This is a genomic window from Bacillus sp. FSL K6-3458 (assembly GCF_038005045.1).
In the GTDB taxonomy this organism is placed as follows: domain Bacteria; phylum Bacillota; class Bacilli; order Bacillales; family Bacillaceae; genus Bacillus; species Bacillus altitudinis.
Window position 1 is genome coordinate 3,405,657 of sequence record NZ_JBBOSI010000001.1, and the last position, 26,538, is coordinate 3,432,194.

The following is a 26,538-nucleotide window of genomic DNA, read 5'->3' on the forward strand; positions in this document are numbered from 1 at the left end:
AAAAAACGCCCCAACAGTTTTTGGGACGCTTGACTACAATGTGAATTCAGACCGTGACATCAAACAAGAACAATGCATGATTTATATCAAACGAGTGTGAATTGACGTAGTCAAGCCATTTACGGTAGCTTGGTAGAAACTTGCGGGCCATATCCCCGCGATTATACGACTTCTATCTATTTGATTTCTGTGTCTATTGTACCAACTTCATTTTTAAAACACAATACAAAAAGCGAACATTTTTCAAAGAAATGTCCGCTTCATTCGTCTTATTACACGAATTTGGAAAATCACATCTAGTTCTTTATACACCCATCACTGAATTCTGGCAAAAACCGTTTCTGCTACATCGAAAAATGCCTTCACAGCAGGAGAAGCTTGCGTGACCGATGGACAGGCAAGCGCCACCTCACGATGATGCGATACATTCAGATGACTGATCTGCACAAATTGCTGCGTTTTTAGGAATAACTCAGGACCTATCGTCACACCAAGTCCTTCCCCAACCATGCGGGCAATGGTCGTACAATCATGCACTTCAAATAAAATAGACGGCTTGATTTGCGCCTCTGAAAAAATATCCTCTACATGGGATTGATACATGCCAGTTGGCATAATAAATGGTTCATCTGCTAATTCTTCCATGTCTACAATTGGCTGCTGCTTAAAACGATGATTTTCGTGATAGGCGACCACCATTTTATCTTTCATAAGTGGCAATAGATGAAACGCTTCATCCGCTTTACCTTTTACAACAAACCCAACATCAATAATGCCAGAATCGAGCCACTCCAATATTTCTTCATATGTCCCCTCATAGAATTTAAATTCAATCTTTGGATGCTTTTTCTGATAGCTCACAAGCAGTTTTGGCAATAAACAAGCGGATGCACTGGCAAATGTTCCAATCCGAATCAAGCCAGATTCAATATTTTTGGTGAGCGCAATTTCCTGCTGAATTTTCTCTACTCGATTTAGCACTTCTCTTATATGCGGGAGAAGGGTTTCACCGGTATCTGTCAGCGTAATGCCCTTTTTTCGGTCACGCACGAATAAAGACACGCCCCACTCCGTCTCTAAACTTGCCACCGCATGACTCACGGCAGACTGTGTCATATTTAATGCTTCAGCTGCAGCGGTAAAACTGCCTAGCTCGACCACCTTAGCCATCGTCTCGAATCGAACAAAGCTCATGAGTATTCACTCATCCCTTTCATGAAAAACATCAATTTTACTTATGTTAGCACGGAATTTAAAATGAATACAACGTTTCAACATAAAGGAAGGGTTCAAAATGAAAAGTACATCTTATCCATTGCTCATATTTCTTTTAGCCGTTGGTTCTTTCGTCACAGGTACTTCAGAATTCGTCGTATCAGGCATACTGGACATCATTTCTGACGATCTGCGCATCTCCATCCCGGTTGCGGGACAGCTTATCACCATCTATTCTCTTTTTTATGCGGTGGGTGCCCTCTTTTTAGTCATGGCCACATCGAAATTGAATCGAAAAAAGGTTCTTTTATCGGCGATTTCCATGTTTATAGCAGGGAATGTGCTTGCCTTTTTTAGCCATCACTTTATGCTGCTCATGCTCTCTCGGGTCATCATGGCCATGAGTGGCGGCTTATATATTGTGCTCGCAACAAATTATGCAGCGCAGCTCGCCCCGCCAGAAAAAAAGGGGAGTGCGATGGCCACGGTGATCACTGGATTTACAGTTTCACTAGTACTCGGTGTACCGATTGGAACATTTTTAGCAGGATATGTAGATTGGCATGCCATTTTTCTCATCATTGCAATAGGAACCGCTTGTCTCTTGTTTCTTCTGTATCGATTATTACCGCCTATGGAGGGACATTCGCATGTGCCATTCAAACAGCAAATGCAAATTCTTCAAGACCGCAGGGTGTTAAGCGGCTTAGCCACGACAGCCTTTTGGATTTTAGGTTACACAATGGTATTTGCCTACATTTCGCCATTATTGAGGCAAACATCCGGATTTACGCTCGAAATGACAAGCATTGCCTTGCTCGTCTTAGGGATTTCTGCTTTTATCGGATCACGCTTTGGCGGATACGCCGTCGATCAATGGGGACCAAACCGAACCATTTCAATCAGCATCACGGTTCAGATGCTCATGCTCTTTGCATTATCTTTTACACAATTTTCTGTAGTTGGCGTCTTCATCACGCTCGCCATTTGGGGCACCGCCACATGGACAACAACACCAGCGAAGCAATTTTATCTCATCTCCCTAAAACCCGAAACATCAGAAACCGTACTGAGCTTTAATACAGCGATTATGAATATCGGCATGATGCTCGGCTCGTCAATGGGTGGTCTGATTATTCAATATACAAATGTAACGAATTTAAGTTGGATCGGCGGGCTAGCCAGTTTTGTTGCATTGATGTTGATTCGGTACTCGTTCAATCGTCATCGACTGGCGCATCAACAGATAAAAAGCGAACATGTGTAATCATGTTCGCTTTCTTACTTATTGACTAGCTTTTGATGTTTCTTTTTTGACTGGAATGGTTACCGTTATCGCCTTCTGTGGTGCCAACATGTTCAGTTCAGTCAAATCAAGATAAAGCCCATATTCTTTAAAAGAAAAATGGTTTAATGATAAAGTCTCTAAATTCTTATCATCAAATTCAAAGGTGGATTGCATGGAAGCTGTCTTTAAATTCGTCACCTTCGCATGGTTCCCTTTCAAGTAATATCCGCTTTCATAGTCTGCTTGTGGATTGGTCCATGATTTCATCTTTTCAACATCGCCTAATCCAATGAATTCACCTATATTCTCCATCACATCCTGCTCTAATTCTTTTTGATCTACTCCAGTAAATTGATAATCAACAATCACAGAACGGTCTTTTTGCTCTATCTTATTAATTTGGATTCCGATGCCATGGTGTTTTGTTTTGAACTGAATAGGCAGCTTTGTCTGAAGAGGAATGATTTTGCTCTCTTCTCGTTCGATATTCACATATGTGTCAAATGTCAATTCAGTCGCCTTTGGATTGATCGGCTGATTCAAAATCGTTAAATGATCTTTTCTAGTTTTGTCAGAAGACATTTGTTTTTTTCTTAAAACGGTTCCAATCTCAAGCTGATACTCATTCCCTAAATTATCCTTCATTCCATCTATACTGACTTTATCATCTTTGGCAAAACCATTGTAATCAATGGCATATTGAATCGCAGAGCCATTCACTCCATTTTCTACCTTTACATTTCTTATTTGATAACGGCCGTTTAAAATAGACACGTCTTTTTGTCCCACTAATAAGGTGGTTTTTTGCTTGACAACAGGTAATTTGAAGCGCCAATTCCCTACAATATCCCCAATCTTCGAAATGACAAGCGGGACTTGCTGACCTTGTTTGATCGTCTGTCCATTTGTATAGACTTCCGTCTGCCCAACATAGCGGCCATCTTTCATTTTTTTCAATCCCTGATTGTCGTAACTCGGTTGGAAAGTGTCATTTTTATGATCGAAGTTGTTGACTATGAATGGTACAGAATCTTCCTTTGTATTCAAGTTCTCCACAGTAAACGTATAAACAAGCCGCCCGGCATCATAATACACACTGTTCACTTTCACAGTAACCCCTCTTGATTCAGCCCCCTCATTGACATGCTTCACCAACTCACTCTGAAAAAGAGACATTCCTACTTTATCGTGAAACATCATATATAACTGTCCAACAAACGGCACTCGAGCCATCGCTGTATTAAGAGAAGGAAAAAGGAAGCCGGATGAAAAATAAAGAACGATTAGTACGATGGCAGAATATATTGGCGTTCTCCAATTCCATGTGAACCAACGTCTTTTCTTTTCCGCTTTCACATCTCCTATTGCTTGGCGAACCGCAGAGGTCACTTCAACCTTTGGTACATCAATCTCATCATAGAGCTTTTTCATTTCTTTTTGTTCCATCGACACACTCCTCCTTCTCCAATGTTTGCTTTAATAACTTTCTTGCACGATATAAATGAGTTTTGACCGTTCCTTCGGGCACAGCCATCTGTTCAGAAATCATTGAAATCGAATAATCTTGAAAATAAAATAGCTGAATCACGAGCTGATATTGCTCATCTAATACATCTAGTGCATTTTTTAAATCGAGCTTGTCTTCCAAAAAATCATGACGCTCAACGCTCTCATGATGCTGTTCAAACGGAACAACATCTTGCTGCTTTTTCTTCATCGCAAAAATCGTATGAATCAAAATCCTAGTCAGCCATGTAGAAAAATAAGCCGGTTCTTTTAAGCCCGATAGATGCTTAAATGCTTTAATGACCGTCTCCTGAACAGCATCTAACGAATCCTCTTTATTTCTTGTATAGAGAAAAGCCGTTTTATATAAACGCTCTTGATACATCAGCATTAATGTCTCAAATGCCGGGACATTCCCTTTTTGTGCTTTTTTAATTAGACGCACTGGCTTCATCTCATCCACACCTCCTACACCTGTTAGAGCAAGGTTTCTCACAAACGGTTTCAACAAACAGAAATTTCTTTTACTTAGCATATGTCGGACAAAAATAGAGAAAGTGAAGAATAGGCCGCAAAGATCGTATTGAACTTTTGATATAATGGAAGAAATATCTACAAAAAGGAGGATATTGATTGTTTCTATTTGAAGAACCTGCTTGTGCTAGCTGCCAAAAGAAAATAGAAGGTAACGAAGAAGTGTACGTTAAGCTGGTCTATCCAAAGAGACGAGGAATGACAGAAGTAAAGGCTTGGCTAAGAAATGAAGGGGTTTTTTATTGTAAGGCATGTACAGAACAAAAGACATCACATGGAGGATAAACGCATGAACAAAATCACTTTTCCGCAATCATTTCCAACGATACATACCGAAAGACTGATCTTAAAACAAGCAACGATCACAGATGCTGAGGATATGCACATCTATTTATCCAATGAAACTGTCTGCCGCTACATGGGCATTGATGCACATGAAACAATCGAAGACACAAAAGGAGAAATCAAGTGGTATGACAATATCTTCAAAGAACAAACAGGCATCCGCTGGGGCATTTCTCTAAAAGAAAATCCAGCCATCATCGGCAGCTGCGGCTTTCTCAATCTAGAAAAACAGCACCGCCGTACGGAAATTGGCTATGAATTACACCAAGATCATTGGCGAAAAGGCATCATGAAGGAAGCAATTACTGCGGTGTTACGGTATGGATTTCAGGAGATGAACTTGAATCGGATTGAAGCGATCATTGATCCAGCAAATACGTCTTCTGTTCAATTATTGGAGAAGATACATTTTGTACAAGAGGGTTTATTAAGAGAGTATGAATTGGGTCAGAAGGGATTCGATGATGTGTATATGTATTCGATTTTGAAGAGAGATTACGAAAAATCCTATTAAACAGAGGAGAAACAAATGAAAACGGATATTCATTTCATCCAAAAGCCGCAACCAGAGTATGTTTCTTTTCACATTTATGAACTCAATCCGTCGGTTGAAAAACTTGTCCAGCAAGTGGAGCAGTCAGCCCCCTATTTCTTAGCACAAGAACCAACGAAAGAAAGAGTGAAAAAGGTCTATTATCACGACATTTTATATATAGAAAGCGTTGATAAAAGATCGTTCTTGTATACGTCAGATGGAGTGTTTCTCTTAAAGGAAAAGTTATTTGAACTTGAAGAACGGCTTGAAGCGCACGATTATGTCAGGATTTCAAAATCGATGATTCTGAATATAGATTCTATTGCCGCTATTTCTCCTAAAACGAGTGGCCGTTTTGAAGCAAAGCTTACAAATGAGGAAAAGGTGATGATTTCACGTTTTTATATTCAATCATTAAAAGAGAAACTTGGGTTACGAAGGAAGTGAACAGGATGAAACGTTATATCACAAATCTTTTGATCACATTTTGTATGATCTTTACTGCACTCGTATTGATTTACTGTTTCACGTTTGGAACGATGCCCATCTATATTTTACAAGCCATCATGTTCAGTTCCTTTTTTTCAAGCGCCCTGACCTTCTTGCTATACTCAAAACAAACGTACAGCCATAAACGGATTCTTTTTCAACAAATTCTATATATCGTCCTTGTGATGGGTATGATTATAACAACCATCATTATTGTGAGCGGTGAAATCAGCCCTCTTTCGTTTATCCTAAATTTCCTTGTGGTCATGGCTTTATTCTTTGTGATCAAGTACCTATTGTATAAAAAAGATCAAGCAACCGCTGAGGAAATCAACGATCTTTTACAGCAACGAAAGAAACGAACAACATCTTAATGTGCATCTTAGGGCTAAATATTGACATGTTAGGAAGATTTCATTGTGACTTCTGCATGATTCCACTACTCTGACGTTAGAGGAGGAATCAACACATGAAACCAATCACAATCATTCGAAAATCAGTACTTCTACTGCTCTTTTCTTTAATCATTCCAACAAGTGCAGGTGTCTATTTATCCATCAAAGAAGTAACCGATCCGATGACCATCTATCTCATCAATGGCTGCGCCATGCTAGCTGGGTGTCTTTTACTTCTATTCATTATTCAAAAAAGTCGTTTTCACTTGAAAGAAATAGGTTTTCGAAAAGGCTCTCTCGGGATGTGGATATTTCCGATCCTTATCATCGAAGCCATTCCGTTTATTGCTGGATTCAACAAGGATTTAACTGTTTCTTCCTTTCTGGCACTTTGTTTCTTCATGGTGTGTGTCGGTCTTTTTGAAGAAGGAATCTTTCGAGGCATTCTATTTCAATATTTAAAACAAATCAACTTGCGCACTGCCATATGGGGCTCCGCCGTACTATTCGGACTTGGTCATGCTGCGAATCTGCTAAGCGGAAAAAGCATCACATTAACAGTGGCACAAATCTTATTCGCCTTGTTATTTGGATTCGTCGCAGCCGAAATCGTTGCACTCACGAACAGCTTGCAATGGGTGATCTTATGGCATGCAGTGCATAATATCGTGGATCAAATGACAAATGGAAATACGCCTGTCGGAATGCAAATGCTTTTACTATCCATTCAATGTGTCATTTTGCTTGTTCTTGCAGTGGTGTTGTGGAGAAGATTAAGAACGAAAAAAGTGTTCGATAGATAATGAAAAAAGGAGGAAAGAAATGAAGGAGAACACATGGATAGAAGGCTGGTTTGAAAAGTGTGAAGAACTTGAAATCAAGCCTTGGGAATGGGATTTTAAACAAAGTGTGTCAGGGCTGAATAAAAGAATAGATTTAAGCAAATAGATATTTGAAAATTTCAAATCATATGAGTGATAAAGTATCGGATCTAGCCACCTAAAATTCCACTATATCTACATTAATATAAATTTATTAAATCCCGTTAGTTTAATAAACTAACGGGAGGAATGACTTTTAGCAGTTAGTAAAATATTTTATTTGATCTAAACTGGCTTATTTTTTATACCAAGTGTAAATACTGGCTTATTTTTTTAGAAGAAAGTTTATTTGAAAGGAAAATATACTCCGAACCTTTTTTTGAATTACCAGCACTATAATTTAATTGATAAGTAAAATGCTCAAAGCTAGAGTAAATGTTATGAATATCGTCATGAACATCATATGTTAAAATCCACTTTTGTTTACTCATATACCTCACTATTGCATCATTTAGCTCTAAATGATCAGGAAATTCATAAAAATTGGTATATAAATCTTTGCCTTTAACGAAATATGGTGGATCAAAAAAAGTTAGTGAATTTCTCGTTTTCACAATATTATTTTTAATGAAATCTATTGCATCCAGGTTATATAATTTTATTTTCGTTTTAAAAGAAGCAATTAAGTTTATTTTATTTATTAAAGTTTCTTTATTAAATCGACAATCAATCTTGTATGTTCCTGTTTGTTGCTTACCTCCAATTGGTCCGGCGTTGATAATCCCAGAATGATTTGTTCTATTCAAATAAAAAGTAGAAAACCCTAATTCTAATAGATCCGTCTGATATTTGTTAACCTGAATTTTTTTTTGTTTTTCCCATTCCTCCAAAGAAAAAGAAGCTTCTTTAATTTTTTTTATAAAATTTTCTGTATGATTTAATACAGAATACCACATAGCGTATATGGAACGATCATAATCATTAATCATAATTCTTTTGACATCACCTTTGATAAGCAGTTTCAAAGCTACTGCCGCTCCTCCACAATATGGCTCAATATAAGTGTTTATATTATTCTCTTTTATTAGAAACTGAACATATTTATATGTCTTATTTTTACCACCTGGATACCTTAAGGGGCTATAATTATTCATAGATAGAAACATCTCCATAACTAAACTATTAACTTAAAGCAGCAAACAGTTTATCTAAATAAGTTTGATATGCCTTAAATATTGTTTTTAATGTAATTGAACTTATATTACTTCTATAGTCATGAATTTTACCATTTAGAGTTTCAATATCTTTTCCATTTCCAAAGGATTTTTTTAATTCTTTATTAATAATTTTTTTGTCATATAAATGAGCAGATACTTTAGATATAAGCTGTGTAAGGTCAGATGGTCTATCTATTCCATTTCTATGTTTATCCCAGTATGCTTTTGATGAATACTCTAGTAATACCCTAATTAAAAAAGCTATGATGACAAACTTATCGCTTTGTGTAGAAATATCCTTTTCTTTTTCCAAACAGTTTAATACAGAAACTATATTTGAATATTCTTCTTTTTTAGCTAATAATCCAAATGATTTTTGATACCATTCTTCACTAAATAGAACCTCACCTGCTACAGATTTTTTTATAGGGATATTTAAGAAGACCTTGTAAGTTTTAACCATATCATTCAATCTAATATTTATATTATACTCTCCGTTTTTAGAAAGTGCAGAAATTTTGTTATTTATTATCGCAATATCATTATCATCAGAATACACTGCTATTTCTGAATAAATATCATGTTTTTCTGATAATATTTCGCCTTGTTCATTTATAACTTTTATATTGTTAAGTGTGTCATAATTAGCTCTAACTAAAGTTAATTCATTTTTTTTAACAAAAAGTTTATACTGCTGACTAACTTCATTTAAACTATCTTTTTTTCCATCTTTCTCTCCAATAGGAACTAACCCATCCTTTAGCCCACCTTCAGTAGCATCACTAGGCGGAGTAGCCGGAGTAGCCGGAGTAGCCGGAGTAGCATCACTAGGTGGAGTAGATGGAGTAGCTAAATTAGTATCTTCAATATAATTTTTTATCAATTGCTTCAACCCCGGAACAACCTTGTTTTCTTCTAACAGGTTGTCCCACATCTTCTGAGTGTTAAAAGTTCTTGTATTAAGAGTACAAGTTATCCATGTGGCTTCACCTAATTTTTTAAGTATTTCTAGAAACTCTTCTTCTCTATTCTTTTCAGGTAACAGATAGAAATTATCATCTTCCTTTAAATTTAATGTCTTTTTTAGTTTGCGCCAAACTCTTGAAATAAGAACATCATTTTCTAAGTGTGATAATTCTTTTAATTCAGGATAGGAAGATTTAACCGAATTATGGATAGCTTTTAAAAACCTTTGATGTTTAATGGCATTCTTTATATCTATTGGTTTCTCAGGTGTGACTTTTTCAATCTCTTCTATGGCACTTTTACTGGATAAACCATTTTTTTTATGTTGAGTAAATAAATTATCATAGAATATTCTTTTATCAGAGGGACGCCATTCCTTAATCCCTTCAATATGCTTTGCTGTAATTTTGAATAACGCTTCATCTTTATTGTCTTCATCTATCACATCGCAGTGCACCATAAAATCATCTATATTTAGTTTTTCTATTTGTCTTCTAACTGAACTGCTAAATCTTTGTTTTTCTTTAAAAATTATTTTTAGTGCTGCAATTCTTCTATTGCCCTCTAAGACAACATATTGTGTATTTACTCTATTTCTTTTCTCAAGAACTATTACTCTTTCACCAAGCGTTACATACCCATTTTTTATAATTTGTTGAGCCAATGACTTTACATCTTCATACTCTATCAAGTAATCAATTATTTCTTCCTCTTTTAAAAACTTAAACAGAGAAAATCTTGGGTTATTTAGGTCTAGTTTTATTAGTGTGGGATCTAATTTCATTGTTTTAAACATAACATTGCTCCATTTTCGTGTTATTTGAATTAAAATTGGATTAATTTACAATTAAAATTATATAACTTCAAAATTTAGAAAGCAATGTTAGCTTAATCAGAAGTTGAACATTTATACAAAATTCTATATTAAATTTAGCATAAAAAAGCCAAAAAACCGCATTAGGCTTTTTGACTCAATTCCCTATTCCCACTCAATCGTAGCAGGCGGCTTACTCGTAATATCATACACCACGCGGTTCACATGCTTCACTTCATTCACGATACGAGTCGAGATCTTTTCAAGTACATCCCAAGGGATTCTTGCCCAGTCACTCGTCATACCGTCAATAGACGTAACAGCACGGATGCCGATTGTGTAATCGTATGTTCTTGCGTCACCCATGACACCTACGCTGCGGATGTCTGGGAGGACTGTGAAGTATTGCCAGATGTCGCGCTCAAGGCCGAAGTTGGCAATTTCTTCTCGTAGAATCGCATCAGATTCACGGACGATTTCTAGTTTCTCTTCAGAAATTTCACCTAGTACACGGATTCCTAGTCCTGGACCTGGGAATGGCTGTCTCCATACGATGTCGTCTGGAATACCTAGCTCTGACCCTAGAGCACGAACTTCATCCTTGAATAGCGTATTAAGTGGCTCAATCAATTCGAACTGCATGTCTTCTGGAAGACCGCCTACGTTGTGGTGAGATTTGATTGTTTGTGCCGTTGCTGTTCCGCTCTCAATGATGTCTGTGTAAAGTGTTCCTTGTGCTAAGTAGTCGATTCCTTTAAGCTTGTCCGATTCGTCATCGAATACATAAATGAATTCGTTACCGATGATTTTACGTTTTTGCTCAGGATCAGACACACCTTTTAGCTTGTTTAAGAAGCGATCTTTCGCATCTACTTTAATCACGTTCATGTTGAAACCTTCGCTAAATGTTTTCATAACCCCTTCTGCTTCGCCTTTGCGAAGAAGACCGTGGTCAACGAAAATACATGTCAGCTGATCGCCGATGGCTTTGTGGATCAATACAGCCACAACAGATGAATCTACACCGCCGCTTAGTGCGCACAATACTTGTTTGTCGCCTACTGTTTCACGGATTTTCTGCATTTCGATTTCAATGAAGTTCTCCATTGACCATTTGCCATCGCACTCACATACGCCGAAGACAAAGTTCTTCAATAGATCATTTCCGTACTCAGAGTGACGTACCTCTGGGTGGAACTGAACGCCATAGAAATTCTTCTCAGCTAAGCTCATCGCTGAGTTTGGACAATGTGCACTTGTTGCATCAACTGTAAAGCCTTCTGGTACTTCGACGACAAGGTCACCATGGCTCATCCAAACGACTTGATCCGTTGGAAGGTCTTTGAATAAAGCAGGTGTTCCGTTAATATGGATGTCTGCTTTTCCATATTCACGCTGACTTGCCGCTTCTACTTTCCCACCTAAATAGTGAGTCATCAGCTGCATGCCGTAGCAAATGCCTAGAACCGGAATACCTAGATCAAAAATCTTTTCGTCACAGCGGAAAGATCCTTCATCATATACACTGTTTGGTCCACCAGAAAGGATGATTCCTTTCGGCGCCATTTCTTTAATTTCTTCAGCAGTTAAAGTGTGCGGATGAAGCTCACTGTACACACCAAATTCACGAATACGGCGAGTGATCAGCTGATTGTACTGACTACCGAAATCGAGAACCAAAATCATTTCATTTACTAAATTTGTCATGGTGTCACCTCTATGTCCAATATAGTTTTTATAAACGCACAGAAAAAATGAGAGGAGAAAACCTGCTCTCAGTGTAAATCACGCTTTTGAAGCGCCCAGACTCACATCCGAACGCTTCAATTTCATGTATTTTAGAAGGTTTTAATATTCACCTATTCTAACAACAGGAAGGTACGGGGTCAAGACTATCTCCTGTTTATTAAATTTTCCCATAACTTCACCGACTGCCGCCAAAGCGCCGACGCATCTTCTCGCCTGTAGAGCGCCCGCTCATAGAACTGCGTTAGTTCAGACATGTGATGATTCCCTTCCTTGTCATCGATCAAAGAAGCAAATTCTCTTAGCGTCATGCCTGGCTTTTTCTCGATCCCTCTGCGCCTTAGCTGTTTTAATAGAGCAGCATATGCGTAGAAAAAAGCTTCCTCATCTGGCAGACTTTTTACCTTTCTCACAATAAAAATTGGCAGCCATCTTGCTCTGAACCTGTAAAGCATCCAGCCTATGAAACCAAGAAAGACAATCACACCTGCTGCGTAGCCCAAGATTGAACCAACATGAACCATACTTGGCTTTGCTTTAGTTGCTTGTTCCTCTTGTTTTGCCGCCTGTTCTGGTTCTTGTTGCTGCGGCTGTTGTGTCTGCTCGTTTTCTTGTTGATCAGATGCGGGCTGATCTTTTTCATCCTGTTGATCATCTGTTTGGTCGTTGTTAGCCGTGGTTTCATTCGTAAATGTCTCTGGGTTCGTGAACCCTTTTGTCGGTTCGAATGTCACCCAGCCACGGTTTGGAAAATACACCTCTACCCATGAATGCGCATTGTTATTGGTCACTTCATACACATTGTTTCCATCCATTTGTGTTTCATATAACTGACCTGACGTGTACCCTTTCACCCATCTCGCCGGAATTCCAATCGAGCGAAGCATGACAATCATAGAGGTTGAAAAGTTATCACAATAGCCAATCATCGTATCAAATAAGAACTGATCCACATAGTCTTCTTCACGCCCAGGCACAGCGACATTTTGGGTTTCATATGAAAACTTCGCAGATCCTAAATAATCCTCAATCGCTTTTGCTTTATCATACATATTATCCTTCGTTTCCGTTAAGCTGTTCGCCAATGTTTTCACACGCTCTGGCAGCGAGGATGGGAGCTGCAAGTATTCACGTCCGACCTGCTGGTTCACTTGCTGCTTGGTCGGTACTTTGATCCGCTGCAAGTCCTCTAGGATAAATGTAGGTGATAAGAAGCTGACTCGATAGTTCCCTAAATTTTTGGGCGGGTTTTGAGTAGACGGGACAATTTTCTCCGTTTTGCCCATCATTTGCAGTGGAATGTTTTCCATCGGCGTCAGCATAACCGTACCAATCGGATAAACAGCATGATTAAATCGATAATTTGATTCCATATCGACTCTCGTTTCATGCTCCTCTGTTTTCACGCGATTGGTAAACCACTGGTTCGGCACTTCATTCCCTTTTAACCGAGTAGGTTTCGTATCATTTGAAGCATCCTCCCAGCCTTTCCCCGTGTAAATACTTTTTGTTTCTACACGAAAATAAGACGGCTCTTTTCCGCTCCATTTAAATACCGGTGTACGGTCCTCACTAAACGGTCCCCCAAGCGACGAATCATCCGTACTATATCCCACCTTATTCTGCCCGGCAGAACCATCTTGATTCGTGACCGCTTTAAAAAACGGGACAGGGTCAGGCCATTTCGGATCAGATTTTGGCAAAGACGCACCGAGTGATGCTGATACAAGAACAAGTGCCAGCATGGGTAAGAACCAATTGAGACGCGCTTTCTGTGACACCCGCACACCTTCAGCCGAACGAAGCCGGTCGAAATAGAGCAGGCCAAGCAAACAAAAGCCAAATACCATAATTCGAACGATCGCAAAAGTCGCATCATAAGGTGTAAACGTATCAAGAATCGTGACATATACAATCGTCATCAGTAAAAAGAAAAAGATACGCTGCTGATACACAACCCAATAATGAAGCAAATAAACAAGTAGCCAAAGCAAAATATAAAACAACAATGTGCGGAAAGACGGATACATGTCACTCCACATGCCCATGCTCATCAAAGAAATATTATCTTGAATATCAGCAAACAGCGCAGGCAGATAACTTGGCTCTGATTGATAAAAAATCAAATATAATGCGAGCAAGATCAATCCAGCACAAATAGGAAACGTCACATACCACTTCAATCGAAAGAACGTCAACAAACACGTAAGCCCTATAAAAATGATGAAATAAGACGTATGACTCGTCTCTGTAAAATCTTGAAGTGGACGAAGCCACTCCCAAAGCAGCAGAAATGCGACAGCATAATAGATGAACAACTCAAAACGGCTTTGCCGCTGATGCATATAAATGTTTGTCACCTCACAGTTCTTTCGTGCAGCCGGTCCTCAAATAAAAGGGTCGTGTGTATCCCAGAAGCTTTAAGCCGGTCCACAAGCTGTTTTTCTTTTGCCGTCAATCGATCAACGGCTCTCTTCACTAAAAGAACGGTGATGTTCTTTCTGTTTCGATTCCCAAGTAAAATGGCAGCAAGCTCTTCTTGCAGATGACCTGTCACCACATACTTTCCTGTCTGCTGGTGCTCACTCGATGTTAATGATTGATAATCAGGTGCACGAGAAGGCTTATACTGCACCTTTGTTAAATAGTAGAGCATGTCCTGTAAATGCCTCTCTCCTTGATCCACTCGAAATAAGTGCTGATCCCCAAGCGGGACAAGGCCTACCGGCACCCCTTTTTTCACAGCCGTTTGCAGAACCGATGCGGCCATAGACACAATCGTTTCAAAAGCGGCTTCATCTGTAAAATCAGCAAACACCACCAGATCCTTTGTCTGATTCTGTTCAAACTCCTTCGTCATAAGCTGACCTCTTCTAGCTGTTGTCTTCCAGTCCACCCAAGCGAAACGGTCTCCTTGCTGGTATTCACGCACACCTGTTGTCACATTTGTCGGTTCATTTAACCAAGAGTGCAATGCTTTGCCTCCATTTTCATTCACCGATGCAGCAGATTCAACCGGAATATCCAATATTTTCGGATACACAAGCAATGTTTTCTCTAGTGGAAGAATCACTTCTTTTTCAACAAACCCAAACATATCACCCGTTTTGATTCTAACCGCCGTCAATTGATGCTCTCCCCGCATGATGTCATTAAATTGATACGAAAATCGCCACGTTTTCCGAAACCATGGAAAGATCATTCGCTTCATTTCAATCTGTTCCTGTAAATGGAAGGTATCCGGCGGGTCATCCTCAAGTATGACGTACACGTACGGAAATAAATTCGTCCGCTTGATTTCAAGGTCAACAGACAGCACATCCCCTGCCTTTAACCGGGTATGCTGTAATGTCCTTTTGGCTGTTGCACGAAGTGGAACAAGGGCAAACAACAAAGCATACAAAGCATATGGTGAAAATGCATAAAAAAGGAACCAGCTCACAAAACCGCCCTGAAACATGGCATAGCAAAAGGCTGCTGCTGTAAGGAGAAGGAGCATAAACACCCGTAACCATAGTGAAAAAGCGAAACGGTCACGTGACTTCATTGAGTCATCGACTTTTGAACTGGTACGCCAATATGCTCAATCATCTGTCGCAACAGTGTCTCCGCCTTCTTCCCTTCATATGTTGCTTCTGATGTCAAAATCATGCGATGCGGCAATGTGTAAGGCGCCAAATACTGTACATCATCAGGAATCACATAATCCCGCCTGTTCAACAGCGCATACGCCTGAGCCGCTTTCATTAATGCAATTGAACCCCTTGGGCTCACGCCTAAATAGACAGACGGATGATTTCGCGTCGCTTGGGCGATTTCGACAATATATTCTTTAATCGATGCATCCACATGTACGGTCTGAACCGCTTGCTGCAAAGCATGGATATGATCTTTTGTCATGACTGCCTGAAGCGTGTCAATTGGCGATTGTTTCTCCTGCAAATTCAGCACCTCAAGCTCCTCCAGCATGGTTGGATACCCCATCTGCAGCTTAAATAAGAAACGGTCCATTTGCGCTTCTGGAAGTGGATAGGTTCCCTCATACTCCACTGGATTTTGCGTAGCCATCACAAAGAAAGGATCTGCCAGCGGCATCGTTTCTCCGTCCACTGTGACACTGCCTTCTTCCATCGCTTCAAGAAGGGCTGATTGTGTTTTAGGAGAGGTTCGGTTGATTTCATCAGCCAAAATAATCTGCCCCATAATCGGTCCTTGTCTAAATTCAAACTCGTTTGTCTTTTTATTATAAATCGACACACCTGTTACATCTGAAGGCAAAAGGTCAGGCGTAAATTGGATTCGCTTAAACTCACACCCAATGGATTTTGCCAGAGCACGAACCATCATGGTCTTCCCAACGCCAGGCACATCCTCTAATAGCACATGCCCCTTCGCCAAAATCGCAACAAGGCTTAATATCGCAATATCTTTTTTTCCCACCATCACTTTATTGATGTTATCTACGATTTTTTGTAAATCTGAATGCATCGGTTCATCAAATGCCATCCTGATCCTCCTATCACGTTTCCGTCAATTTTCATATAGTCTAACTTTACCATACAACACGCATTTGCATGAAACATCAACACGTAGAAAAAAGAAGCCTTCTCACGACGGAAAAGACTTCTGCTCCTCTTTAGGCTCACTTGCTGGTTCCATATGAACATGAGAGTGTAAAATATCATGTTCCTGCTTCATTCTGCGTTCAATTTCATCTGCAATATCATGGCTTTCTGCGATGTTTAAATGCGGTTCTACTTCAACGACCACATCCACATGGACGGTGCTTCCAAGGTAACGAGCTTTAATGTCTTTCAAATCGCCCACTCCTGGTGTCGCTTCAATCGTCTCTTTATATTTAGACATATCTTTTATATGAAAACCGTCCGTTAACGAATGAGACGCATCTCTGAAAATCTCCCACGCTGTTTTACAGATAATTAAGCCAATCACAAACGCAGCAAGCGTATCAACCCACGCCAGCTGAAATTGAGAGGCGATAATTCCGACAAACGTCCCGATACTCACATAAGCATCTGATTTATTATCAGCCGCTGCCGCATATAGCGCCTGGCTATTAATTCGTTTAGACAGTTTACGGTTATACATATACACACCATACATCACAACAGCACTTCCTGCTGCCGTCCAAGCTGCAATCATATCAGGCGTTTGATGCTCTGATGAGAAAAGCGACTGGCCTGCACTCAGCAAAACCTGAAGCCCGACAAGCATCATAATAAAGGAAGCCACAAGTGACGCAATATTTTCAGCTCTAAAATGACCGTATGGATGATCCTCATCAGGTGGCTTCTGAGAAATACGCAGCCCAATTAATACGGCCAGCGAAGCAATGATATCAGTCGTATTATTCAAGCCATCTGCGGAAAGGGCTTCTGAATGAAACACATACCCAATGATCAGTTTGACAGCAGATAAGATCACATAGGCTATAATGCTGACCCAAGCACCTGTTTCACCTTGTCTTAATTCGTTGTAGCGCTCCATACCGAACAGCGCCTCCTCACACATTACTTTTCTATATTTATCTTACAAAGCCAAGCCCGTGTGGGTCTACAGCAACATGATTCGCTTGAATCAGCAAAATAGGATACATAGAAATGTGTTGACCTAAGCAAACTTATTTTTATAAGGTCAATTGACCTCAAGACCTACTCCCATCAATGTTTTTCAAAACCACCCCGAAAAATGAAAAAGAACAAAATCACTCTACTATCTAATTGTCAGAATAGTTTTATTTAAAAACACAACTTTTCTTTCTTCCTTCTTATGCTATTTTTAAGAATGGGCAGAGGAAAATGAGGGAACATAATCTCTCAAATCCTTTATACTTTTTAACATCATGTTAAGAGGTTTGAAATGTCAGTTTGATAACCTGTCCAATGCTGAATGACAATTCAGTATGATAAAATTTAAAATATTCTAAAAACAAACTCTCGAATAAAAGAGAAATGTTTGGAGGTAAAGAAATGTCCAACATGACAAACGGTCTTCAAAAAAACCTTAAGACAAGACATATTTCAATGATCTCCATTGCCGGGGTCATTGGGGCAGGGCTATTTGTTGGTAGTGGTGCTGTCATTCATTCTGCAGGGCCTGGATCGATTCTTTCCTATTCATTTGCCGGACTTCTGGTCATCTTTATTATGAGAATGCTTGGAGAAATGGCATGTGCCTATCCGACAAGCGGCTCTTTCTCACAATATGCGAGCGACGCCATCGGCCCGTGGGCCGGGTTTACAATCGGCTGGCTTTACTGGTTCTTCTGGGTCATCGTCATCGCCATCGAAGCCATTGCCGGTGCTGCCATTATTCAATATTGGTATGGAGATGCACCTGTTTGGCTCACAAGTCTTATCCTCACAATCCTCTTAACTTTGACAAATATCTTTTCTGTTAAATCTTTTGGCGAATTTGAATATTGGTTTTCATTGATTAAAGTCATCAGCATTATTCTATTCCTACTCATTGGTTTTGCATTTATCTTTGGTTTTGGCGGTCATCATACTGCAGGTCTTGCCAATTTAACGGGGAATGGCGGTTTCCTTCCAAACGGATTCGGCTCTGTGCTCCTCGGGATTGTCGTTGTCATCTTTTCCTTCATGGGAACCGAGATTGTGGCAATTGCCGCAGGTGAATCAGCAGACCCTGTCAAATCTGTGACAACAGCTACCCGTTCAGTTGTATGGCGTATTATTGTGTTCTACGTCGGGTCGATCGCCGTCGTTGTCACTTTACTCCCATGGAATTCAGCGAATATTTTAACAAGCCCGTTCGTTGCAGTATTAGAATACATCGGTGTCCCATCAGCCGCTCAAGTCATGAACGTCATTGTTTTAACAGCCGTTCTTTCTTGTTTAAACTCCGGCCTATACACAACGTCCAGAATGCTTTATTCATTAGCTGAAAGAGGCGAAGCACCAAAACGTTTTATGAAAATCAGCAAACGCGGTGTCCCTGTAGCAGCGACAGTCGCAGGTACCTTCTTTTCCTATATTGCCGTCATGATGAACTACTTTTACCCTGAAACCATCTTTCTATTTCTAGTCAATGCCTCTGGTGCCATTGCACTTCTTGTCTACTTGGTCATTGCCGTTTCACAATTAAGAATGCGTCGTAAAATTGAAAAAGAAAATCCAGAGCAACTCAAAATCAAAATGTGGCTGTTCCCATACCTTACGTACTTTACCATTTTGGTCATCTGCGCCATCTTGGCCTCTATGCTGTTTATCGAATCGATGAGACCTCAGCTCATACTGACAAGCATCATTACCATCGGTGTACTAGCCGCCTACTTCATCTTTAAACCGAATAAAAAAGTGCCTGCAAGTGCAGCGCTTGAAAATAAACACCCTTAATTCTCCCGCTGAAAAGCGGGTTTTTTTATTTTATTCACCTATTTGGATGTCCGCACTTATAATGTATCAAATTGATTTTAAGTGAGGATTAGTCAACATGAACCTAGAAAAGTTTGTTGACGAGCTGCCAATTCCAGAAGTCGCAGAGCCCGTCAAAAAAAACCCAAGACAAACGTATTATGAAATCGCTATGGAGGAGGTGTTCCTAAAAGTTCATAGAGATCTGCCCCCAACCAAGCTATGGACCTATAATGGCAGTTTGCCGGGTCCAACCATTAAAGCGAATCGAAATGAAAAGGTCAAAGTGAAATGGATGAACAAATTGCCGTTGAAACACTTCCTGCCTGTCGATCATACCATTCACGCTGGACATCATGATGAACCCGAAGTCAAAACAGTCGTTCACCTGCATGGGGGCGTGACACCTGCAAGCAGTGACGGTTATCCGGAGGCTTGGTTTTCGCGAGACTTTGAAGCGACCGGTCCCTTCTTTGAACGAGAGGTTTACGAATACCCTAATCACCAGCAAGCATGCACATTGTGGTATCACGATCATGCCATGGCATTAACACGATTAAATGTATACGCCGGATTAGCTGGCTTTTATTTGATCTCAGATGCGTTTGAAAAATCACTCGAATTACCGAAAGATGAATATGATATCCCTTTAATGATCATGGACCGGACATTCCAGGAGGATGGCGCACTGTTTTATCCAAGTAGACCAAATAACACACCAGAAGATAGTGACCTTCCAGATCCCTCCATCGTGCCATTTTTTTGCGGGGAAACGATTTTAGTCAATGGAAAAGTTTGGCCGTATTTAGAAGTAGAGCCGCGAAAATATCGTTTTCGTATCTTAAACGCGTCCAATACAAGAACTTACGAGCTTCATCTAGATAACGACGCCACGATCTTACAAATTGGATCTGATGGCGGCTTTTTGCCAAGACCTGTTCATCACCAATCTTTTAGCATTGCACCTGCTGAACGTTTTGATGTCATCATCGACTTCTCAGCTTATGAAAACAAAACGATTGTTTTAAAAAATACGGCAGGCTGCGGTCAGGATGTCAATCCAGAAACAGATGCGAACATTATGCAGTTTAAAGTCACTCGTCCGCTCAAAGGAAGAGCAGCTAAAACATTACGTCCGATCTTCAAACCACTGCCACCGCTCCGACCGAGCCGAGCTGATAACGAGCGAACGCTAACGCTTACTGGCACACAAGATAAATATGGGCGCCCGATTTTATTGCTAGATAACCGGTTTTGGAATGATCCTGTCACGGAAAATCCTCGACTTGGTAGTGTAGAGGTATGGAACATTGTCAACCCAACAAGGGGCACACACCCTATTCATTTACATCTTGTTCAATTTCGGGTGATTGATAGAAGACCATTCGATACAGACATCTATCAATCAACAGGTGAAATCGTGTATACAGGACCAAATGAAGCGCCTTCTTTGCATGAACAAGGCTACAAGGATACAATTCAGGCGCATGCCGGTGAAGTCATTCGCATCATCGCTCGGTTTGTCCCATATAGCGGACGATATGTGTGGCATTGTCACATTTTAGAACACGAGGATTATGACATGATGCGGCCGATGGATATCATTTAGTAAATATGAAACCTCCTCTCTCTTAATTGCGTAATATAAAAAGGGCTAACAGCTTCTATATATTAGCCCTCTATTTTCTTTTCAATCTCCATGAGAAAAACGAACAATGTATCGCATGAATGGCATTTTTTTGAACATTCCACACTTAAAAAGTTGACGAAGTAAACCGATAATACTACTATATACCCATTACCTCTATCAAAAGGCACTTAAGAAACCAAGCACGAACAAATAGAAAATCGTCATAAAAAACGGAGGAGTTCAATTTGAATGAAGAAAAAGAGACTTGCCATGTCAAGCAAGAAACAGTGGCAGGTAACAGGGAGAAGCTTTCAATTCATGAAAACGAGAGCATTCGATCAAACATTGAACAACTAACAATTGAACTCGGTGAACAAAAAGAATTCAATCACTTCATATTAGATGAAAAACAGAAGACCATCAGCACATTATCGGCTCTCATTGCAAAAGGTGATTGTGATGAAGAGTTAAAAGCTCATTTTGTACAAGCATTACATATCGGGCTCTCTGTTATAGAGATTATGGAGATCATTAAGCACTGTACAAAGGTTGCAGGATTCCCTCATTCCATTAATGCCTTGTTTATTTTTCAAAACTTACTAGATGAAAACAATAAATAAATAAGAGAAAACGAGAAGTCTTCTGTCCTCTCGTTTTTTTATTTCCACTTACTTTACTCTCTTACGCTGATTCTGTCACAGTAGCAAAATATCAAAATACCACTCATTTCCTTGCTTAAAAAGTGATGTTCATTTCACAAATCCGCATTTTTCACCGACACATCCCATGACAAAATAAAAAAACGTCCAGTTATATAAAATAACTGAACGCGCACCTTTTACCGATTGACAGTGAAATTGTTAACAATCCCGCCTTCTTTCTCCCAAGCGGTTTCTACTGTTTTCTTCTTAATATCATATTCAAAAATGGTTCTGACCTTCGCCTTTCGTCCTGTGTCATCCTTTAATTCCTTTGCGTTCTTTGCAACACCTAAGAAATAAACAGATGTACCATCCGCAGAAAATTGTGGCTGGGCAGCACTTAAAATACGCACATCTTGGCTGTTTTTAACAAGTGGCTTTGTTTTTCCTGTATCTACATCCATCACCTTAATAGATGATACTTCTTTTTCATTTCGAACCTTCACTTCTGTATAAATGAGTTTTTTATGATCTGGTGAAAAAGAAATATCATTGATGGTTTGAGAAATACGTGCAATTCGCTTACCCTTCTCACCTGTTTGAAGGGTAATCTTCATGGTCGTTGGTTCAGGATCCATTCCTTTTTCATTTGCCTCATCCGTCTTTTTATAATCCTCTTTTAACGAATAATGCTGAATGGCCAACAGATTTGATGCTGGATCATAAGCAAAAGAACTCACCGTATCATCATTACTTTTTTCTGGATATAACACTTTCACTTTCTGTGTTTTCAAATCAAAAGACGCTACATAAAATTGCTCACCTGAATCCTTGTTATACCTTAGATATAACTGTTTTCCGTCACCAGAAAGTCTCATACTGTCGATTGAATCGTCACTCGTAAAGAGCGTTTTTTCTTTATCCGTTTTCACATTCAATTCCCGTATACTTACTTTTTGTGTGTCTTCATCTGTATACGTGTAGTATAAAAGCTGTTTCGCCTGATCATAAGCAATTGAAGGATATGCTGTCAGTTTCTCTGTATGAAGCGCCTTGTCATGCAAGTAATAAGTATTGTTTAACTTTTGATCCGTAAATGAAACAAGCAATTCGTCTTTTGCATCTTGATTTGTTTTCACTTTTCCTTCATGTTTTGCCTCTTGCCCCGGCTTCATCATGAAGAAGATGACGGCCGCAATCACTGCGACTCCAATTGCTGTGATGATCCACCATGTTGATTTTTTCATTGACTTTCAGACCCTCTCCACAAGAAAAGAAGCCAGAAAATAAACTTTTCCCGCTTCTTTGCATGCCTATGTATTAATAAGTGTAATGCCCTTTGACGACACCTTTACTTGTTTTATACCCAAGTGCTTTGAATGCTTTCGGACTTACGTCTAATACTGCGTTTGGCATTCTACCTACATCATATTTATATACTGTAATCACTTTATGTGGTTTCGCTTTTGTTGTCACTCTTAGTTTTGTACCTTTTTTCGGTACGTCAAATCCCATTTTCGTTGCTGCATCCCAATGACCGAGTTTTTTTCCATCTGCGCCTTTTTTACCGACACCATTATACCATGTAATATTGCCGCTTACTTTTTTTGCACTTGCTCCATGTGAGAAACTAAACGCTAAAAATAAACTAGCTACTGTTACGATTGTCGCGATAAGCTTTTTATTCATTAAAAAATCCTCCGTATTTGGTTTCTGACCCTATTATACATGAAGATGCACCCAGTTATTTTACAGTCACATTACAATTCGAATACAAGTTGACCACTTAATGACCGATTTTGTTCATAAATTTCACCAAAAACAGCCAGAACATTGTCAGTAGATCCCTCCCTTTTGTTTTATATAATAGAAATGAATCAAAGATAAGGAGGAATTTTCATGAAAAAGTGGTTCATCGTTTTGAGTGTAAGTTTGACCTTCGTATTGATGCTTTCAAGTATTCCTGCCTCTGCGGCTGGTCCTCGTCACGGCGCCATCGTGACACAAACGGATGAAGCCAAATGGTCAGGTATCTCGGCTGATATTGTGCTGCCAAAAACAGCCACTATTAAAAATGGCTATGCCGACTGGTATCTTGGTCTCGGTTCTGCCGTTGTTGAAAGCGGGATTTCAAAAACATCTTCTGGCTATAAGGTCTTCCTGGGCACCGGCTCCCAAGGCGGCAGTCAATATTGGAACAGCGAATACGATTCAAGTATTAAAGATGGTGCACGTGTCAACTTAAAGCTCATCAACAATGGTGATGGCACAGTGTCACTATACGTCAACGGGAAACTGCGTTATAAACAGCCTGTTTTCAATCCTAGTCGTCTGAAAGACCTCGATGTCGTCAAAATGGTACACGGCGTACAAGATAATGGAACAAACAGCTACTCGCAAGCAAGTTTCTCTAATGTACAGCTCCGTGCAAATACATCTGGAAGTGTCTATAAAAAATGGGACGGCACCGTCAAATCATCTCTTTTACGCAAAAATCTAGAATCTGGTGCTCCGGCTCCAAAATTCACGGTCATTTCGTCTATCCCACTTAGTACAACCCTTTCAGCACAATAAAGCACCCAACTTTGGGTGCTTTTGATTGTTCACAGCTTATCAACACTTCTCTTTTAATCAAAACATCAATTCGTGGTAACATAAGCATACATACTTTGAAGAACAAAGGAGAAAGAACGTGAGAAAAAGTCTACTTGTTTTCATGAGTCTTGTTGCAACCTTCTCTATCCTAGCAGCTTGCTCAAATACGACAAAAGAAGAAAAAACAGAATCTACGGCACTTCCAACGATTAATGAACGCATTCAAAATGAAACGAAAGAGGTCATGGAGCAGTCTAAGCTCGTAAAAGACACAGCGATCACCGTTGATCAAAAGAAAAAAGTCATTTCCTTAAACGTGACGGCTTCATCTGAGACCAATAGTGATTACGCTGAAGTCATTGGTTTGAACTTTGCCAAAACACTAGCTATTGGTGCATCCACTGAAAAGGAAAACAACCTGCATAAACCGGAAAATGACAGCCTCGGCGCCCTCTACTCCTTTTATGACCTAAACATTACCGTGAAACAGGAAAACGGAAAAGTACTGGCAAAAGGAAAGAAAACAACAACTGAAACAAAGATTACCTGGGAGAGAGCCCAGTAATTGGACAAGAAAATTCTTTATGGATTTTCTTGTTTTTTTTAACAAAACTATTAACATTGTGAAAAGAATGCCGATGAGTAAGATTGTGTTGGTTCTTAAGTACCAATAATTCTTATTTACATATCGGGGGAAAGTATCATGAAAAGAACAACGGAATTTGTTTTAGGCTTAATTGGAGGTATTTTTGGATTTTTCGGTGCAATGTTTGCCATTGCCTTTGGAGGACTCGATGCGGCATTTAGTGAATCAGGTACGAGTCAAATCACAGGATTAGGCTGGGCAGCGATGCTTTTCTCTATTCTTGCGATTGTGGCATCTGTTATCGTGAAGAAAAAAGCAAAGCTTGGCGGGATTTTATTATTAGTATCTGCTGTTGGTGGTATTATTTCTATTTCTATGTTCTTTATCCTTCCAGCTGTATTAATCCTCATCGCAGGATGCATGGGCGTGTTTAGAAAAGAGACTGTCGTCAATAACACAACTGCATAAAAATAGAGAATAAAGCTTGTAGAGATTGCTCTACAAGCCTTTTCTCTCTACTTTTTGTAATTCATATTGAATGGCATCAACTAACTCTATTATGTTTTCATCTGTCCAAAGATCCAATATAAACAATATATCATCCATCATGTGTGACAAATCTTCCTTGCACATCAATTCTTCTTTGTAAGCAGGGACAATAAAGAAATAGAGTAGGTCAGCCAATTCAAGAGCGACACTTACATCTTTTTCATCCATGATGGCTTTATGCAAAGAGTAGATCAGCCATTTAAGGTCTTCATGATTTTCAATAGGAACATACATCAATTGATGAATTTCATCTACTTTCCTTTCCTTTAGAATCCTCTCAGCAAATTCCTTTGAAAGAGCCCCAACTGTATTTGAAGATATATTCAGAAACGAGAATTCATGTTGATCCTCTCTATTAACCATCTTGATTGACGAACCATCCATTTTAATCACTCCCAATCTCTTATAATAATTCTATTATAAGGAAATTCAAACTCGTTTTAAGTCATCAGAAGTGGATTTTATGTAATTTTAAGCTAACTGGTTTATCAAAAAACCACCCAAAAACAATTATTTTCTATTTTTATCATTTTTTGTTGATTTAAAGGTGCTTTTATCCTATTATAATAGTCATGGTCAATATATAAGTGCAAGACGCTTATATAAATTAAACAAAAGGGGATTTTCATTTTGAAGAAATTCTATGCTTTATTTTTAGCTTTAGGGCTAACATTTACACTGGCTGCTTGCGGCTCAACAGAAGATGTGTCTACAGGCGCATCTAAAGAAAAAGAGTCTACTAGCACAAAAACACAATCAAAAAACAAAAAAGATGATGGTTCAAAAAAAATAAATGCGAGCAAACACAAAACAACTGCTCAAGGAATGAAAGTAAACCTTGGCGAAATTAAAATTATGAAGGATAGAATCAATGTAGGAATGAATATCGAAAATACGACAGATAAAGTTCTAAACTTCTATCCAGACCAAGGTAAAGTTGTAGCTGGAAGCATGCAATTAGATGCGAATATGTTTATGACTGATGGCGATATTGGTGGCGAAGTTGAAGGTGGCGTTAAACAAGATGGTGTTATTCAATTCTTAGCTCCTGAAGGCAAAGAGATCAACATTAAAAACATCAAAGAATTAAAGCTAAAATTTGGAAATGTCACAACTGACGATTACATGAATAGTAAAGATGTGACCTTCACAGTAAAAGTAAAATAAACTTTCGCTATTGCCCTTGAATAATGAGGGCCTTTTTATTTATCACATTAAAAAACACTTTCCGAAAAGAAAGTGTTTTTGTTTATAAGTAACGATTCATTC

The 26,538-nt window shown here is 39.3% G+C and carries 27 protein-coding genes and 1 riboswitch; of the genes, 14 read left to right on the top strand and 13 right to left on the bottom strand.

Going from position 1 to position 26,538, the window contains the following annotated elements; translation table 11 throughout:
• Nucleotides 1–87: 87 nt before the first annotated feature.
• Nucleotides 88–189: riboswitch (purine riboswitch) on the bottom strand.
• A gap of 126 nt (nt 190–315) precedes the next feature.
• Nucleotides 316–1,194, bottom strand: a complete 879-nt coding sequence (locus MHH23_RS17915; protein ID WP_340959979.1) for a LysR family transcriptional regulator — start codon at nt 1,192–1,194, stop codon at nt 316–318.
• Between the two features lie 100 nt (nt 1,195–1,294).
• On the opposite strand from MHH23_RS17915, the gene MHH23_RS17920 reads away from it, so the two are divergent.
• Nucleotides 1,295–2,482: an MFS transporter gene (locus MHH23_RS17920; RefSeq protein WP_212361065.1), complete on the top strand. Its 1,188-nt coding sequence runs from the start codon at nt 1,295–1,297 to the stop codon at nt 2,480–2,482.
• Nucleotides 2,483–2,500: 18 nt separating this feature from the next.
• Here the strand turns inward: MHH23_RS17920 and MHH23_RS17925 are convergent, their stop codons facing one another.
• On the bottom strand, nt 2,501–3,949 hold the full coding sequence (locus MHH23_RS17925; protein ID WP_340959981.1) for a DUF4179 domain-containing protein: 1,449 nt from the start codon (nt 3,947–3,949) through the stop codon (nt 2,501–2,503).
• Entirely contained in the window at nt 3,918–4,463 is a 546-nt protein-coding gene (locus tag MHH23_RS17930; RefSeq protein ID WP_268431676.1) for a sigma-70 family RNA polymerase sigma factor, read from the bottom strand. Before MHH23_RS17930 ends, MHH23_RS17925 begins: the two co-directional genes overlap by 32 nt.
• Nucleotides 4,464–4,642: 179 nt before the next feature.
• Here MHH23_RS17930 and MHH23_RS17935 point away from each other — a divergent pair, with 179 nt between their 5' ends.
• The 6 genes from MHH23_RS17935 (at nt 4,643) to MHH23_RS17960 (ending at nt 7,255) form a co-directional block, all read left to right on the top strand.
• Nucleotides 4,643–4,828 carry a hypothetical protein gene (locus MHH23_RS17935; protein WP_047946428.1) on the top strand — a complete coding sequence of 62 codons (186 nt, stop codon included), beginning with the start codon at nt 4,643–4,645 and terminating at the stop codon, nt 4,826–4,828.
• Nucleotides 4,829–4,832: 4 nt separating this feature from the next.
• The gene (locus MHH23_RS17940) at nt 4,833–5,402 is read left to right on the top strand and encodes a GNAT family N-acetyltransferase (protein WP_268363588.1); all 570 of its coding nucleotides are present in this window, start codon (nt 4,833–4,835) and stop codon (nt 5,400–5,402) included.
• A gap of 15 nt (nt 5,403–5,417) precedes the next feature.
• Nucleotides 5,418–5,870: a LytTR family DNA-binding domain-containing protein gene (locus MHH23_RS17945; RefSeq protein ID WP_135009909.1), complete on the top strand. Its 453-nt coding sequence runs from the start codon at nt 5,418–5,420 to the stop codon at nt 5,868–5,870.
• Nucleotides 5,871–5,875: 5 nt separating this feature from the next.
• Entirely contained in the window at nt 5,876–6,286 is a 411-nt protein-coding gene (locus MHH23_RS17950; RefSeq protein WP_135009911.1) for a hypothetical protein, read from the top strand.
• Nucleotides 6,287–6,381: 95 nt separating this feature from the next.
• Nucleotides 6,382–7,110 carry a CPBP family intramembrane glutamic endopeptidase gene (locus MHH23_RS17955; protein WP_268431674.1) on the top strand — a complete coding sequence of 243 codons (729 nt, stop codon included), beginning with the start codon at nt 6,382–6,384 and terminating at the stop codon, nt 7,108–7,110.
• A gap of 19 nt (nt 7,111–7,129) precedes the next feature.
• Entirely contained in the window at nt 7,130–7,255 is a 126-nt protein-coding gene (locus MHH23_RS17960; protein ID WP_268431673.1) for a hypothetical protein, read from the top strand.
• Between the two features lie 175 nt (nt 7,256–7,430).
• Here the strand turns inward: MHH23_RS17960 and MHH23_RS17965 are convergent, their stop codons facing one another.
• The 7 genes from MHH23_RS17965 to MHH23_RS17995 form a co-directional block, all read right to left on the bottom strand.
• On the bottom strand, nt 7,431–8,282 hold the full coding sequence (locus MHH23_RS17965) for a DNA adenine methylase (protein ID WP_268431672.1): 852 nt from the start codon (nt 8,280–8,282) through the stop codon (nt 7,431–7,433).
• 28 nt (nt 8,283–8,310) lie between these two features.
• Nucleotides 8,311–10,107 carry a hypothetical protein gene (locus MHH23_RS17970; protein ID WP_340959985.1) on the bottom strand — a complete coding sequence of 599 codons (1,797 nt, stop codon included), beginning with the start codon at nt 10,105–10,107 and terminating at the stop codon, nt 8,311–8,313.
• 183 nt (nt 10,108–10,290) lie between these two features.
• The gene (gene guaA, locus MHH23_RS17975) at nt 10,291–11,832 is read right to left on the bottom strand and encodes a glutamine-hydrolyzing GMP synthase (protein WP_017366723.1); all 1,542 of its coding nucleotides are present in this window, start codon (nt 11,830–11,832) and stop codon (nt 10,291–10,293) included.
• 185 nt (nt 11,833–12,017) lie between these two features.
• Entirely contained in the window at nt 12,018–14,216 is a 2,199-nt protein-coding gene (locus MHH23_RS17980; protein ID WP_340959986.1) for a transglutaminase TgpA family protein, read from the bottom strand.
• A gap of 11 nt (nt 14,217–14,227) precedes the next feature.
• On the bottom strand, nt 14,228–15,418 hold the full coding sequence (locus MHH23_RS17985) for a DUF58 domain-containing protein (protein ID WP_340959987.1): 1,191 nt from the start codon (nt 15,416–15,418) through the stop codon (nt 14,228–14,230).
• The gene (locus MHH23_RS17990) at nt 15,415–16,377 is read right to left on the bottom strand and encodes an AAA family ATPase (RefSeq protein ID WP_017366721.1); all 963 of its coding nucleotides are present in this window, start codon (nt 16,375–16,377) and stop codon (nt 15,415–15,417) included. Before MHH23_RS17990 ends, MHH23_RS17985 begins: the two co-directional genes overlap by 4 nt.
• 102 nt (nt 16,378–16,479) lie before the next feature.
• Nucleotides 16,480–17,379, bottom strand: a complete 900-nt coding sequence (locus MHH23_RS17995; protein WP_008344349.1) for a cation diffusion facilitator family transporter — start codon at nt 17,377–17,379, stop codon at nt 16,480–16,482.
• Nucleotides 17,380–17,861: 482 nt separating this feature from the next.
• On the opposite strand from MHH23_RS17995, the gene gabP reads away from it, so the two are divergent.
• From gabP to MHH23_RS18010, 3 genes are all read left to right on the top strand, one after another.
• Nucleotides 17,862–19,250 (top strand): GABA permease, encoded by a 1,389-nt coding sequence (gabP, locus tag MHH23_RS18000; protein WP_340959988.1) that lies wholly within the window; start codon nt 17,862–17,864, stop codon nt 19,248–19,250.
• A 97-nt stretch (nt 19,251–19,347) separates the two neighbouring features.
• Entirely contained in the window at nt 19,348–20,877 is a 1,530-nt protein-coding gene (locus MHH23_RS18005; protein WP_340959989.1) for a multicopper oxidase family protein, read from the top strand.
• 266 nt (nt 20,878–21,143) lie between these two features.
• On the top strand, nt 21,144–21,518 hold the full coding sequence (locus MHH23_RS18010) for a carboxymuconolactone decarboxylase family protein (RefSeq protein WP_212361029.1): 375 nt from the start codon (nt 21,144–21,146) through the stop codon (nt 21,516–21,518).
• 218 nt (nt 21,519–21,736) lie between these two features.
• Here MHH23_RS18010 and MHH23_RS18015 read toward each other — a convergent pair whose 3' ends face one another.
• Together MHH23_RS18015 and MHH23_RS18020 are read right to left on the bottom strand one after the other, a co-directional pair.
• Nucleotides 21,737–22,786 carry a hypothetical protein gene (locus MHH23_RS18015; RefSeq protein WP_340959990.1) on the bottom strand — a complete coding sequence of 350 codons (1,050 nt, stop codon included), beginning with the start codon at nt 22,784–22,786 and terminating at the stop codon, nt 21,737–21,739.
• A gap of 73 nt (nt 22,787–22,859) precedes the next feature.
• Nucleotides 22,860–23,228, bottom strand: a complete 369-nt coding sequence (locus tag MHH23_RS18020) for an RlpA-like double-psi beta-barrel domain-containing protein (RefSeq protein WP_003213878.1) — start codon at nt 23,226–23,228, stop codon at nt 22,860–22,862.
• A 210-nt stretch (nt 23,229–23,438) separates the two neighbouring features.
• Here MHH23_RS18020 and MHH23_RS18025 point away from each other — a divergent pair, with 210 nt between their 5' ends.
• The 3 genes from MHH23_RS18025 to MHH23_RS18035 all read left to right on the top strand — a co-directional run bounded on the left by MHH23_RS18025 (nt 23,439) and on the right by MHH23_RS18035 (nt 25,188).
• On the top strand, nt 23,439–24,113 hold the full coding sequence (locus MHH23_RS18025) for a hypothetical protein (protein WP_041093255.1): 675 nt from the start codon (nt 23,439–23,441) through the stop codon (nt 24,111–24,113).
• Nucleotides 24,114–24,231: 118 nt separating this feature from the next.
• Entirely contained in the window at nt 24,232–24,699 is a 468-nt protein-coding gene (locus MHH23_RS18030) for a hypothetical protein (protein WP_144667741.1), read from the top strand.
• A 138-nt stretch (nt 24,700–24,837) separates the two neighbouring features.
• Nucleotides 24,838–25,188, top strand: coding sequence for a DUF4064 domain-containing protein (locus tag MHH23_RS18035; RefSeq protein ID WP_096881078.1), 351 nt, complete (start codon nt 24,838–24,840; stop codon nt 25,186–25,188).
• A gap of 30 nt (nt 25,189–25,218) precedes the next feature.
• On the opposite strand, the gene MHH23_RS18040 is transcribed toward MHH23_RS18035, so the two are convergent.
• Nucleotides 25,219–25,662, bottom strand: coding sequence for a hypothetical protein (locus MHH23_RS18040; protein ID WP_268431656.1), 444 nt, complete (start codon nt 25,660–25,662; stop codon nt 25,219–25,221).
• Between the two features lie 237 nt (nt 25,663–25,899).
• Between MHH23_RS18040 and MHH23_RS18045 the strand changes: the two genes are divergently transcribed.
• Nucleotides 25,900–26,436 (top strand): LptM family lipoprotein, encoded by a 537-nt coding sequence (locus MHH23_RS18045; protein WP_024426726.1) that lies wholly within the window; start codon nt 25,900–25,902, stop codon nt 26,434–26,436.
• Nucleotides 26,437–26,538 lie beyond the last annotated feature (102 nt).

What these genes read in the sequence shown, in the direction of transcription:
- MHH23_RS17915 (WP_340959979.1), bottom strand. Translation starts at nt 1,194, where the DNA reads ATGAGCTTTGTTCGATTCGAGACGATGGCTAAGGTGGTCGAGCTAGGC.
- MHH23_RS17920 (WP_212361065.1), top strand. Translation starts at nt 1,295, where the DNA reads ATGAAAAGTACATCTTATCCATTGCTCATATTTCTTTTAGCCGTTGGT.
- MHH23_RS17925 (WP_340959981.1), bottom strand. Translation starts at nt 3,949, where the DNA reads ATGGAACAAAAAGAAATGAAAAAGCTCTATGATGAGATTGATGTACCA.
- MHH23_RS17930 (WP_268431676.1), bottom strand. Translation starts at nt 4,463, where the DNA reads ATGAAGCCAGTGCGTCTAATTAAAAAAGCACAAAAAGGGAATGTCCCG.
- MHH23_RS17940 (WP_268363588.1), top strand. Translation starts at nt 4,833, where the DNA reads ATGAACAAAATCACTTTTCCGCAATCATTTCCAACGATACATACCGAA.
- MHH23_RS17945 (WP_135009909.1), top strand. Translation starts at nt 5,418, where the DNA reads ATGAAAACGGATATTCATTTCATCCAAAAGCCGCAACCAGAGTATGTT.
- MHH23_RS17950 (WP_135009911.1), top strand. Translation starts at nt 5,876, where the DNA reads ATGAAACGTTATATCACAAATCTTTTGATCACATTTTGTATGATCTTT.
- MHH23_RS17955 (WP_268431674.1), top strand. Translation starts at nt 6,382, where the DNA reads ATGAAACCAATCACAATCATTCGAAAATCAGTACTTCTACTGCTCTTT.
- MHH23_RS17960 (WP_268431673.1), top strand. Translation starts at nt 7,130, where the DNA reads ATGAAGGAGAACACATGGATAGAAGGCTGGTTTGAAAAGTGTGAAGAA.
- MHH23_RS17965 (WP_268431672.1), bottom strand. Translation starts at nt 8,282, where the DNA reads ATGAATAATTATAGCCCCTTAAGGTATCCAGGTGGTAAAAATAAGACA.
- MHH23_RS17970 (WP_340959985.1), bottom strand. Translation starts at nt 10,107, where the DNA reads ATGTTTAAAACAATGAAATTAGATCCCACACTAATAAAACTAGACCTA.
- guaA (WP_017366723.1), bottom strand. Translation starts at nt 11,832, where the DNA reads ATGACAAATTTAGTAAATGAAATGATTTTGGTTCTCGATTTCGGTAGT.
- MHH23_RS17980 (WP_340959986.1), bottom strand. Translation starts at nt 14,216, where the DNA reads ATGCATCAGCGGCAAAGCCGTTTTGAGTTGTTCATCTATTATGCTGTC.
- MHH23_RS17985 (WP_340959987.1), bottom strand. Translation starts at nt 15,418, where the DNA reads ATGAAGTCACGTGACCGTTTCGCTTTTTCACTATGGTTACGGGTGTTT.
- MHH23_RS17990 (WP_017366721.1), bottom strand. Translation starts at nt 16,377, where the DNA reads ATGGCATTTGATGAACCGATGCATTCAGATTTACAAAAAATCGTAGAT.
- MHH23_RS17995 (WP_008344349.1), bottom strand. Translation starts at nt 17,379, where the DNA reads ATGGAGCGCTACAACGAATTAAGACAAGGTGAAACAGGTGCTTGGGTC.
- gabP (WP_340959988.1), top strand. Translation starts at nt 17,862, where the DNA reads ATGTCCAACATGACAAACGGTCTTCAAAAAAACCTTAAGACAAGACAT.
- MHH23_RS18005 (WP_340959989.1), top strand. Translation starts at nt 19,348, where the DNA reads ATGAACCTAGAAAAGTTTGTTGACGAGCTGCCAATTCCAGAAGTCGCA.
- MHH23_RS18015 (WP_340959990.1), bottom strand. Translation starts at nt 22,786, where the DNA reads ATGAAAAAATCAACATGGTGGATCATCACAGCAATTGGAGTCGCAGTG.
- MHH23_RS18020 (WP_003213878.1), bottom strand. Translation starts at nt 23,228, where the DNA reads ATGAATAAAAAGCTTATCGCGACAATCGTAACAGTAGCTAGTTTATTT.
- MHH23_RS18025 (WP_041093255.1), top strand. Translation starts at nt 23,439, where the DNA reads ATGAAAAAGTGGTTCATCGTTTTGAGTGTAAGTTTGACCTTCGTATTG.
- MHH23_RS18035 (WP_096881078.1), top strand. Translation starts at nt 24,838, where the DNA reads ATGAAAAGAACAACGGAATTTGTTTTAGGCTTAATTGGAGGTATTTTT.